Annotated in this window: 7 protein-coding genes; 2 read left to right on the forward strand and 5 right to left on the reverse strand. The window is 35.4% G+C overall.

What is annotated here, in order from left to right; translation table 11 throughout:
• Positions 1–74: 74 nt before the first annotated feature.
• A complete protein-coding gene (locus EHQ62_RS02015; protein ID WP_135640650.1) occupies positions 75–1,979 on the forward strand; it encodes a SpoIIE family protein phosphatase in 1,905 nt (634 codons plus the stop codon).
• Positions 1,980–2,011: 32 nt separating this feature from the next.
• On the opposite strand, the gene EHQ62_RS02020 is transcribed toward EHQ62_RS02015, so the two are convergent.
• Genes EHQ62_RS02020 through EHQ62_RS02035 form a run of 4 tightly spaced genes read right to left on the reverse strand, consistent with a single transcriptional unit; the run spans position 2,012 to position 9,565 of the window.
• Positions 2,012–4,183, reverse strand: coding sequence for a hybrid sensor histidine kinase/response regulator (locus EHQ62_RS02020; protein WP_135640576.1), 2,172 nt, complete (start codon positions 4,181–4,183; stop codon positions 2,012–2,014).
• 44 nt (positions 4,184–4,227) lie between these two features.
• Positions 4,228–6,153 carry a hybrid sensor histidine kinase/response regulator gene (locus EHQ62_RS02025; RefSeq protein ID WP_135640577.1) on the reverse strand — a complete coding sequence of 642 codons (1,926 nt, stop codon included), beginning with the start codon at positions 6,151–6,153 and terminating at the stop codon, positions 4,228–4,230.
• A 10-nt stretch (positions 6,154–6,163) separates the two neighbouring features.
• Positions 6,164–7,027: a patatin-like phospholipase family protein gene (locus EHQ62_RS02030; protein ID WP_135640578.1), complete on the reverse strand. Its 864-nt coding sequence runs from the start codon at positions 7,025–7,027 to the stop codon at positions 6,164–6,166.
• A 15-nt stretch (positions 7,028–7,042) separates the two neighbouring features.
• The gene (locus EHQ62_RS02035; protein WP_135640579.1) at positions 7,043–9,565 is read right to left on the reverse strand and encodes a cation-translocating P-type ATPase; all 2,523 of its coding nucleotides are present in this window, start codon (positions 9,563–9,565) and stop codon (positions 7,043–7,045) included.
• 52 nt (positions 9,566–9,617) lie between these two features.
• Between EHQ62_RS02035 and EHQ62_RS02040 the strand changes: the two genes are divergently transcribed.
• Positions 9,618–10,961, forward strand: a complete 1,344-nt coding sequence (locus EHQ62_RS02040) for a carcinine hydrolase/isopenicillin-N N-acyltransferase family protein (protein ID WP_135640580.1) — start codon at positions 9,618–9,620, stop codon at positions 10,959–10,961.
• On the opposite strand, the gene EHQ62_RS02045 is transcribed toward EHQ62_RS02040, so the two are convergent.
• Positions 10,938–12,125, reverse strand: a complete 1,188-nt coding sequence (locus tag EHQ62_RS02045) for a glycerate kinase type-2 family protein (protein ID WP_135640581.1) — start codon at positions 12,123–12,125, stop codon at positions 10,938–10,940. The genes EHQ62_RS02040 and EHQ62_RS02045 overlap by 24 nt on opposite strands.
• Positions 12,126–12,127 lie beyond the last annotated feature (2 nt).

The following is a 12,127-nucleotide window of genomic DNA, read 5'->3' on the forward strand; positions in this document are numbered from 1 at the left end:
GGGCACCTACGTTGGAGATCAGGAGAATTGTAGTTTTCGTGAAATTTTACCAGAAGGGTATTTTTGCATTCAATGTGTTTTTAGCCTGCCTTACGGGATTCCCTTCTTCCCTCCTAGCCTTGCCCATATCCATTGAAGAATCACAGAATTACAGAGATATCGGTAAATACTTTGAATACAATATTCCTATAGAGAAAGAAGCAGGACTTAGCCAAATCTTACAGGAAGATACTCTCTGGAGGCCCAATTCAAAAAATGTAATCCTTTTTCCGAGGAACAAAAATCCAGTATGGCTTAGGATCACTCTCATCCATTATGGGAATCTTCCTCACACTTACTTTTTACATTTATCGAATCCCGTTGTAGATGTATTTGAATTACATTCGGAAGTAAACGGGAAATGGAAAACCGTTTGGTCTGGAGAACAAATATTACAAAAGAATAAACCAATTTATTCCCATATTTCGGCATTTCCCATCACTCTCTCTCCGAACGAATCAAAAACAATTTATCTTAAAATTAGATCTAATAATCCTATTTTTAGTTTTGTTTCTATTTATAATGCAAGTACCTTTATCGCATATTCCAAAAAACAAGATATCTTTTTTGCCGCATATTTTGGTGCGGGATTTATGATGTTTATGTTTAGTATGTTTTTGGCACATACTCTTCGTTATAGGAAGTTTTTTTATTTTTTCTTTTACTTAGCTACGATTTTATTATTGAATACATATTCAACTGGATTCATACAATACATTGAGTTTGGGAATTCAAATTCATGGAAAAATTATTTATTCCCAATCACGATCCTTGTCACATCCATATTCGGTTTGTTATTTACCCTAGAATTTTTAGAAATAAAAGATTCATTCCCGAAATGGCATACATTTACAAAAAGTTATATCTTACTTTTAATTGTATCCAATTTCTTTGTGTTTTTATTGGAACTTCGAAACTTCATCCAAATGGCGATTATGCTTGTGACCATTCCCATACTGATTGCCATTGTCATGTCAACATTGACCTTATTCAAAAGTAAAAAGAAACTAGAAGTAGTATTATTTCTTTTAGCATTTGGTTCGATTCTCATTGGCGCAAGTATCAATACGTTTACTGTACAGGGAATCATGAAACCCTATCATTTTGCATCGTATTCCCTTCCCTTAGGTTCAGCTTTAGAAGTATTTTTTCTTTCACTTGCGCTTGTTCTCAGAGTTTCAGACTATCGAAAATCCATTGAAGAAAAACAAGAATTAGACCTACAATTAAAAATTGCACAAAAATTACAAAACGGCCTATTGCCGAAAAAGCGTACTCATGTATTAAAATACCCATTAGGCTTTCGATATTCTCCAGCTACTGACATAGGAGGGGACTTTGTAGAAATAATAGTTAAGGAAAATGAAGTTGGGTTATTTTTATGTGATGTATCAGGCCACGGAATCCCTGCCGCAATGATTGCATCAATGACAAAAGTTTCATTAGAAATTTGGAATGATACTTTAGATAAACCAGCATTAGCTGCAGAAAAAATCAGAAAATCTCTTCTTAGTTCGCTGTCTGGACATTTTTTAAGTGCATTTTTTGTGTATTTAAAACCTGATGAAAAAATATTGCGAATCGCCAATGCGGGACATTTACCCCTACTCCACTTGGATCGAAGTGGAAAAATCACGACATACACGAGTTATGGTCGAGCGATCAATGAACACATACAATCTGACATCATTGAAAAAACATTTCCCATGCCTAACGAAGGCACTCTAATCTTATTTACCGATGGTGTGATAGAAGCACGAAACATTCATAATGGAGAATTATTTGGAGAAGAAAGATTTTATTCTCTCATTCAATCCCTCGCAAAAGAAGACCCTCAATTGATTTGTGATACGGTTGTATCGGAATTAGAAAATTTCCAACACTCCAAAAGATCAGATGACGATATCACAATCCTTGCTCTCTCGATTGATCAGGAATAAAAAGAATTAGAATCAAATAATGAAAAATACCATTACTTTGCGATCCAAGTATGCAGTTTGTTTAGTAAGTCGTTTGGATTAAAAGGTTTTGAGATAAAATCATTCATGCCGACAGCTTTGATTTGTTGCCTGGTTTCAATTTGGGCCGAAGCAGTTAAAGCAATGATTGGGATATCTTTCCAAAGTTTATTTTTTCTAATGGCAACCGATGCATCATAACCGTCCATTTCTGGCATGTGTAAGTCCATTAGGATCAAATCAACAGATTGGCGATTGAGTACATCCAATACTTCTAAACCATTTGATGCTTCTAAAGTCACAATCTCCCATCGGTTTAAAAATCGAATCACAATACTTCGATTGATGGAAATATCATCGGCTACGAGAACTGTTTTCCCTTTCAGACTTTCTTTGTTATTGATTGATGCAATTGTTATGTATTCATTCGTTTTTCCTAACTCACAAGGGAGGGTAAAAACAAATTTACTCCCCTCACCGATTGACGATTCCACAAACATCTTTCCATTCATTAGTTCAACCAATGCTTTGGAAATAGCAAGTCCCAAACCTGATCCTCCATATTTTCTAGTTGTATCTTGGTTTGCTTGAGTGAACTTTTCAAATATTGATTTGAGATTACTCTTATCAATGCCAATCCCAGAATCCGAAATTTCAAAGTGCAAAACCAAGGATTTTGAATCAACTTGATCCACCTTAAGTTTTAACTTAATAAACCCCTTATGTGTAAACTTCAAAGCATTGGATAATAAATTATTTAAAATTTGCAAAAGCCTTGTGGGATCAGAATGAATGAATTCGGGTAAATTAGGATCTAATTCAATTTGAAACTCTAATAGTTTTTCATTTGCTCGTAGCTGAAAAGAGGTAATAATTGATTTCAAAAATTCTTTCAAATTAAAATCAATGGCCTCAATGATTACAAGCCTTTCTTCGATTTTATTAAAATCTAATATATCATTGATAAGAGATAACAAGGATTCACTGGAAAACTTTAAATTTTTCAGATGTTCCAATTGTTCTGCTTTTGGATTTTCTTCTAATAACCATAAAGAGAGTCCAATCACTGCATTTAATGGAGTACGAAGTTCGTGACTCATATTGGATAAAAATTCGGATTTAGCTTTACTTGCATCCTCCGCTTTCTTTTTTGCTTCTAAAAGTTCTTTCTCATAAACAATGGATTTGGTAACATCTACTAACACAGATCTAGTTCGCATCATTTCCCCATTCTGTGAATAAATAGCCGTAGCAGACAGATTTACAAACATTGATGTGCCATTTTTTTTGATGACTTCAAAAATTAAATTATCGATATAACCTTGTTTTTTAAACAAAGGAAAGTTCGAAAAAAAAACTTGTTTACTGCTTTCTTGCAGAATATCGACCCATTTTTTCTTCCCAACTAACTCTGCTTCGGCATACCCAAACCATTCACATTCTGTACGATTGACTTTTAAAAATACACCATTTGTATCGATACTATGAAAACCAACCGGAGAATTTTGGTATAAATCATCTATTTCTATGAAACGATCCGAAAGTAATTCCTTTTCCGAAATGGAACGAATACTTTTCTTTAAGACGAAGATCATCCAGAAAATGAGTAAGGATAATACGAGGAAAAGACTGCCAGAGACAACGATCAACCGATCATTCAAACGTTTATGTGATTGGAATGCAAAATCGTCGCGAGTTTGCTTTTGTCTCAAAAACTGATCAAAATAACTTCTAAACTCTGCCATTTTTTGATTCCCTTCGGCGAGAGTCTGTTTACTTGGAATCTTAACCGGACGAAATTCTAGGTAAGCCTCGAGGTGAGATAATTTTCGATGGCTCAAACGAATGAGTTCCTCTAAATTTTTTGTATCAGCAAATTCTACATGGTCTTCGAGATATGTTTCGAGAGAGTTGAGTTCCGTTTTTGCAGTTTGGTAAGGTGATAAAAACTTTGAATCCTTCGATAAAAGGTATCCTCTGACTCCCGTTTCAGCATCTTTTAAGTAAGATGCATACTCTTGGAGTTTCGAATTCCATTCTTTTTTTCCTTCGAACTCTGCGACTCGATGGCGGTTATGAAAAACTTGGTAAAAGAAAAAAAATGATGAAAAAATTAAAAATGAAAGTGTGAGCCAAAGAAACCCGAGGGAATAGGGCAAAATTTTCTTTTGATCCAATAAATTCATCTGAACTTATTTTCTTACTCTAAGCGAAAGAACTTGTCAATTGTTTAAAGCATTGCTTTCCATGCGGGAAAATACAAATCAAACTTGGTCCCTTTACCAGGACTTGATTCCGCAAGGATTGTCCCACCCATCTTCACAATGATACCATAGATGATGGAAAGCCCAAGACCTGTTCCCTTCCCACCTTTGGTCGTAAAAAATGGATCAAATATTTTATCCAATATCTCTTTTGGGATACCAGTACCATTGTCTTCAAAACTCAATTTCCAATATTCTGTATTTTTCATAAATCCAATCTGAAACAAATCAGATTTCTCATACGAAACCTTTTCCAATCGGATTGTGATTTTTGGATTTGTTATTTCCTGGAGGGCAAAAATAGAATTTTCATATAAATTCGATAGGATTTGAAAAATCTGAATTGGGTCTGCTTCTATAAATGCAGGTTCTTCCCCTAAATCAGTGAATAAAGAAATTTGATTTTTAGATGCAAATCTGAATTCATTCATTACTTGCAACAACTGATCTTTTAAGTCTAATTGATTCGAAGTCGAATGATCGATTTTTGAATAAGTTAAAATTTGTTGGATCAAATTTTTTGCGCGTTCCAATGATTTGGAAATCCCTTCAATTGCCGGCATCGATTTTTGAATGATATCATTGGATTCGTTCTTTGACCATTCTTGATTGAGAAAAGAGATATATGCCATCATAGGTGTCAAAAGATTATTAAAATCATGGGCAATGCCACCGGCAAAAGTACCGAGTGCCTCTAATTTCTGGGCTTGTGCATATGCTCTTTCTAAAACAATTTTTTCTGTGATGTCTTTCGCTTCTAATACGATATATAAAATTTTACCATTCGGATCATTCAAAGAATAAAAATCACAATCAAAGTATTTCTCTCTTCCATCATTTAGTTTATAGGAAACGAGGACCTCGAAGGTTTGGTTTTTTAAAGCCAACTTCATTCCATAAGTTAATTTTTTAATCGAATCTTCATTCGAATCCGAAAAAATAGAACTAATGAGTTCCAATCCTTGTACATCGGCTTCATTCCGTTCGAAAGATAAGATTGCATTCCGATTCATCCGAATGATATGGCCTTGCAAATCTAATAAAAAAATCGCTTGGGATGAATTGTTAAAAATCCCTTTAAATAACTGTTCATTCAATTGGATTGAATTTTCTAAACTCGATAGGTCAGTGATATCGTGGATTGTGCCAAAGATACGAAATCGATTTTCTTCAAATCGCTCAGCCTCTAACCATAAATTTACTTTTTTTCGTCCAACCTTTGTATTTAAATGTAAAACTAATTCCTTCGAAATGTTTTCATTCATTACCTGTTTCCAAATGGATTGGATGATGGATTTTTCATCAGCATCAAGTAAAGACCATACTTTTTCCATGAGTGGAACTTCACTAAATTCATATCCTAAAATCCGATACAATTCAAGAGACCATAAAGTATTATTCTCTGGGAAGATCACTTCAAAATGACCTAAATGAGAAATCTTTTGTGAGCGTGTTAAAATCTCTTCTCCATGGACTAACATTTCCCAGGCTTTTTTTTGGGATTGTTTGAGTCTGGCGGCTTCCAGTTCACGATTCACAACAAACGGGAGTTTGATGATCGAGGATTTAGGTAAAAACTCGGAAGCACCTAAATTAAGATATTCGGAAGCAGACTCTTCTGGTATAAATTCGGTAATGAGAATGATGGGTAAATCAGGATCATATTCCTTAACTCTACTGATGACATACTTACCGTCAAAATCTGGTAAATAGAAGTCGGAAATAATCATATCCCAATTGTTTTCTGAAATTTTTTTATCAAATTCAGCTTTCCACTCAACTCTTTCAGAATTGATAACAAAACCAAAATTCTGCAAAACGGAAACAATTGCTTTATAAGAGGCAACTGAATCTTCCACGACCAGAATATTTAATTTTTTTTGCGAATCCATAATGAAATGATCAATTAAACATACCGAAAATCGGTAACTCCATATCACCTAAAATTTCCGCTTTATTTTTGTAAGCTGTCCCTCTTCCTTCTGCCAATGCAAATTTCCCATTGGCAAAATCATTTGGAGATAAATAAGGTGTATTGGTTTCAAGACGAATTAATTTTTTACCTTTTTCTTTTGCTAAAAGTGTTTTTAAATCTTCAGTTTCCGATTCAATGATCTGAACCGAGGCATCTAATGCTCGTTTCAAAATATTTTTACTCACTGGACGATGGTTATTGATTTGGTGAATGACAATACGATCGATGCTAGGATCCATAATGAGTTCCTTAATTGGTTCTCCATCTCCAATGCCACCATCCAAAAATTCCTGGCCTTCGAACTCTTGTACTTCATACAAAAATGGGAAAGCAATCGAAGCCATAACAGCATCTAACACATTTCCTTCCGTAATCAATTCACGTTTATTCTTAGATAAATTGGAAACAGCAATTCCCAATTTGATCGGTAATTCAGAAAACTTTTTGTTCCCTAAGTATGGGTATAAAATCTTACGAGTCGCTTTCCCAGTGAGAACACCACTGGATCGATTCCATCCTTTTTTTAAAAAACGACCCAGTAAGGTTAGGGAATTACCTTCCCAAAAATCCTTTTTTTTAAGCCTTAACACAACTGACTCAAATTCCAACATTTCCTTGCCTGTTGCATACAAGGCACCAATCATTGCTCCCGAACTTGAACCAGTCACGATGGCAGGTTTGAATCCAATTTCTTGTAAACCTCTCACAAATCCTGTGTGAGCAAAAAATCCAAAAAAGGCTGATTTTAAACACAAAGCGGAGTATTTTTTGGGGAATATAAGTTCTATCATAAAGATGAGTTGGTTTTAACCTTTCTGTGTATTTCGTATCAATTTGGCAATGGTAACTTTTGTCATATCGTAGAACAATACTCCTATAAAAGCAACAAGTATCGCTACTGAAAATTGTAGAAAATTAAGGGGGACAAATCTAAATAAGGCATTCATCCCCGGTATATAAATTGAAGAAAGTAAAACACCAACCGTGAAAAAGAATACAATGTAAATCATCGAGTTTTTGATTCGCATTCGACTCCACATGGATTCGTGTAACGAACGATTCGCCAATATCAAAAATAAATTGGAAAAGACCAACGATACGAATGTTGCTGTACTGACAACTTGGCTTACTCCCTCTTCATTTAAATAAAATTGTGTGATCCAATAGGTTGCCACGACAGACAACAAGGAATAAAAACCCTGGATCAAAGAATTGATAAATAATTCTTTATCTAACAAGGGTTCAGTTGATGGCCTTGGTTTTCGATTCATCAAGTCAAATTCGGCCGCTTCCTTTTCAAACACAATTGTGCATGTGGGATCAATTACCATCTCCATGAAAACTATATGTATTGCAGATAGAACAACAATTGGCCAACCAAACAAAATGGGTAAAAAAGTAATACCAACAATCGGAATGTGAACTCCGATGAGATAACCCAGTGCCTTTTTTAAATTGTCAAAAATTTGTCTTCCAATTCGAACCGAATCTAAGATAGAAGAAAAAGAATCATCTAACAATACGATGTCGGCAGCTTCCCTTGCGACATCAGTCCCCCTTTCTCCCATGGCAACACCAATATTGGCGGTTCTAAGTGCTGGTGCGTCATTCACTCCATCACCAGTCATGGCAACAATTTCCCCTTCAGATTTTAGAATCCTTACCAACTTCCATTTATCTTCGGGACTGACTCTTGAAAAAACATTACAAGTTTTTAATACAGATCGTAATCTTTCATCAGGTAAATCAGCTAACTCTTTTCCGGTCAAAACGGTATTGGCATTTTCCAAACCAATCTGTTTTGCAATGTTTTTAGCAGTTTCGGGATAATCTCCCGTAATCATGATCACCCGTATCCCAGAATGATAGGCCGTTTTCACAGCTTCTGGAACAATCTCTCGAATTGGATCTAAAAAGGAAATTAAACCATATAACTTATATGATACGGAATTTCGGTTTTCAGGAATATCTTTTGTAGACTGATCCGATTTTGCAACCGCCAAGACACGATAACCTTCTCTAGCAAGTTCATTTGTTTTTTTTGTCCAATGTTCTAAGTCTTTATCACCCAAATTACACAACTTATAAATTGCTTCTGGAGAACCTTTTGCATAACATACGTAACCATCAGATTCCTCTAATACACGTACCATGGTTAATTCAGTTGGTGTTAATGGAAATTCTTTAGTTGAAAGGAGAGAAAAGTTACCTGATTGGTGGAAGGATTCCATTGTTTGAGAGATTGCGCTGTCCATAGGATCAAAACTTGGATGTTTTGAAGCAAAGTATGCAATTTGCAGAATCTGTTTTGACAAAACAGAAACTTCCTTTAAATCTTCCAGGTTTTCAACCGTTTCAGTTGTCGTAATTTTCCCAAGTTTCATTTTATTTTGTGTGATCGTACCTGTTTTATCAGAACATAGAACAGTTGCTGCTCCAAGTGTTTCAATGATGGAGGAACGTCTCACCAATACATTTTTTGTACTCAATCGATAAGCACCTAATGCAAAGAATATGGTCATCACCAAAGGTAATTCTTCTGGCATCAATCCAATCGCTAATGTCAAACCAGACAATAATCCCTGTAACCATTCTGATTTAATAAAACCAAAATAAAGAGCAAGTAGTAGACAGAGGCTAGCAGCAACTAAAAATAAATTGCGTACCAAACGTGTGACTTCGATTTCTAATAAAGTTTTACCAACTGATTCATCAGCAATCTTAAGCCCTATTTTCCCAATTTCAGTATGATTGCCCACTGAAGTAACTCGACAAACCCCTTCTCCACCAACAACCAGAGCACCACAATACACAGATTGACCTGCGGTTTTATTCACAGGTATTGATTCACCAGTTAACAAAGACTCATCGCAAGTAAACAAACGATCAGAAAGCAATTCCGCATCTGCAGGAATTCGGTCTCCTTCGTTTAGAATCAACAAATCCCCATAAACAACATCTTTTCCTTCAATCCGAATGATTTGGCCATCCCGTATGACATTTGTTCTTGGACTCGCGAGTGACCTGAGAGCTGAAATTGCAGTTTCTGTTTTTTTCTCTTGGTAAAAAGTAATACAAATGATTCCAATCACAGAACCTAACAACAATAAAGCTTCGTTTCGATCACCTAAAAGTAAGTAAACAATACTAATGGAAATGAGAAGCAAAATCATCGGTTCTGCCACCACTCCAAATAACATTTGAAAAAATCCATTTTTTTTGTTTGTGCTGATTTCGTTTGATCCGTAGACTGAACGGTTCTTTTTTACCGATTCTTGGGTTAATCCCATCGAGATGTATTCAGAAATTTGTTTTGGAATAGCTTGCATATTTATTGGATTTTCGAATTGAAAAATTTTCTTTCTAGATTAACATTCTAGAATGTGCGACACCTCCCTTGCCACTGAAAAATTCACAAAAACGCAAAAAAGAATTTTTGCAAAAAATTCCGATCGGGAACCCAATGAAGCCCAATCCATCCTACACGTTCCTCGTACGGAATACCCTCAGAATTCAAAACTGAAAACTACTTTTATTGAAATCCCACAAACTCCCGTTACGTATGAAGTATTTCTATCAAAACCATTTCATATGTGGGGGGCTGAAATGGGAGTGAATGAATTTGGAGTTTGTATAGGAAACGAAGCTGTATTCACAAACCTAAGCATCAAAAAACGGAATGATGGCTTAACGGGTATGGATTTACTCAGACTTGCTTTAGAACGCTGCAAAACTGCCAAAGACGCCTTAAATTTAATGATCGAACTTTTGGAACAATACGGACAAGACGCCTGTGGTGGATACAAAAATCAATCCTTCTACTACCATAACAGTTTTATCATTGCAGATCGGACAGATGGTTACGTTTTAGAAACAACCGATAGATATTGGGTTTTTAAAAAAATAGATTCCTTTTATGCTATATCCAATGGATTAACAATTGAATCCGATTATGATAGTATCTCTCCTGAGTTATTAGAAAAAGTTAAATCTAAAAAACATTTTTCCTTTAAAAAACAATTTAGTGATTCGTTTTACACATACATGAGTCATTGTTCCAATAGAAGGTCCCTTCATAAAAAAACAGCCGAATCTCTACAGAATGCTCATTCTGAGTATCATACGAAATTAGCAATGGAGACTTTAAAAACTCACGAAATCCAAATTGATGATTTCGAACCTTGTAATGGTTCGATGAAATCTCTTTGCCTGCATGCAACAGGCCCAACAACTCCAAATCAAACAAATGGGAGTTTAATTGTTGAATGGGATACATCAGAGACAAACCAAGATCCCTTGCGAGTTTATTATACAGGGACATCCACACCATGTCTTAGTTTATTCAAACCATTCTTTTTTGGTACAAAAAACTTTATCAATGCTTCGAGTTTAGATTCGGGTGGATCGTATGCTGACACCTTGTGGTGGTTACATGAATCCGTAGCAAGGAAAAGCAATTTTGATTACCAAGGTGTAAGGTCGATTTTAGTTCCAAGTTTAATTGGATTACAAGATTCCATTATGAACATTACAAAAGAGACGATTCCTTCCGCTAAGAAAGAAGAAATCCAGTGGCGGTTTTTAAAAGACCATGTTAATGTACTTAAAAAAATTGATGACGAATTGTTGAATAGCAACATCGGCAAAAGTCGTTGGCAAAACCCTTTATTCCAATTGTATTGGAATGGACAAAATAAAAATTTAGGTTTCCGCTTCCGCAACTAATAAAAGCAATAGATCGTTCACATTGGTTCCCGTTGGACCTGTTTCCAAAGTGGAACCGATATCTTTTAGGATTGGATAGGAATTAGAATTCAAAAGTTCTTTCATTGGATCCCATCCTTTTTTCACCATCTTTTGATACGAATCTTGGTCGACGAGACCTCCTGCAGAATCCGTTGGACCATCGGTACCGTCAGTTCCTCCTGATAAAAATACCCAACTTCGATTTGTTTTGTGTTTTTGCAAAAGAATGGAAACTCGAAGGGCGGTTTCCATATTACGACCACCTTTACCATTCCCCATGACAGGACATACCAATTCACCACCTAACAGAATCATTTGTTTTTCTGGACTTTTTATGGCTTCTAAAAATTCTTTTTCAAATAGGAGTGAAGTTTCCTCACTTGATTCTGCCCAAGTATCAGACAATAATTTTGTTTTCCAACCCTTTGACTTTGCCAGGTTTAAAATTTTACTCAGAGAATGTGTTAAATTTCCTAATAGGAAATAATTTGGACTAGGATAAGTGGGACCCGATGCAATCACATTGGGATCATCACCTAATACATCGGATATGGCAAAAGTATAAACTTCTAATTTTTGATTTAATAAATTTAAAAATTTTCCACCTTTGACTTGCGAATATTTTTTTCGCTCCGAATTGAGCTCTTGGATCGGAATTCCTTTATTTAGTAAGGAAAACTGGATTTCCTTTAAATCTTTAAGTGTGTAACCTTCGGCTGGAATTTCAAATAAACTGGATCCTCCTCCCGATAACAATACGACCAATCGATCATCTTCGCTTAACAATTGCAATGCTTCAATAATTTCTTTTGTATGAAGGATCGAGTTTTCATCAGGGACAGGATGTGCGGATTCTCTAAAATGCCAATTTGAATTCGTTTCCTTATCCTTTATTCCCTCAGGTATGTGGCCATATTTTGTAAGGATCCAAACTTCTTTGACCTTTATGAAAGCGGTAAATGCCGTTGCCATAGAATATGCTGCCTTTCCTAAGGCGAACACATGAATATTCTTTGAGTTGTCCTTTAAATTCTGCAAAATCTTTGGATGATCTTTCCAAAAATCAGGGAATAAATGATGGGGATTTGCCGCGAGTAACCCTAATTGAAAAAAATTTTGGATCTCAGACTGAAGAGAATCCAATG

Origin of the sequence: Leptospira jelokensis, from assembly GCF_004769635.1 — a bacterium.
Lineage (GTDB): Bacteria > Spirochaetota > Leptospiria > Leptospirales > Leptospiraceae > Leptospira_A > Leptospira_A jelokensis.

What these genes read in the sequence shown, in the direction of transcription:
- EHQ62_RS02020 (WP_135640576.1), bottom strand. Translation starts at nt 4,183, where the DNA reads ATGAATTTATTGGATCAAAAGAAAATTTTGCCCTATTCCCTCGGGTTT.
- EHQ62_RS02025 (WP_135640577.1), bottom strand. Translation starts at nt 6,153, where the DNA reads ATGGATTCGCAAAAAAAATTAAATATTCTGGTCGTGGAAGATTCAGTT.
- EHQ62_RS02030 (WP_135640578.1), bottom strand. Translation starts at nt 7,027, where the DNA reads ATGATAGAACTTATATTCCCCAAAAAATACTCCGCTTTGTGTTTAAAA.
- EHQ62_RS02035 (WP_135640579.1), bottom strand. Translation starts at nt 9,565, where the DNA reads ATGCAAGCTATTCCAAAACAAATTTCTGAATACATCTCGATGGGATTA.
- EHQ62_RS02040 (WP_135640580.1), top strand. Translation starts at nt 9,618, where the DNA reads ATGTGCGACACCTCCCTTGCCACTGAAAAATTCACAAAAACGCAAAAA.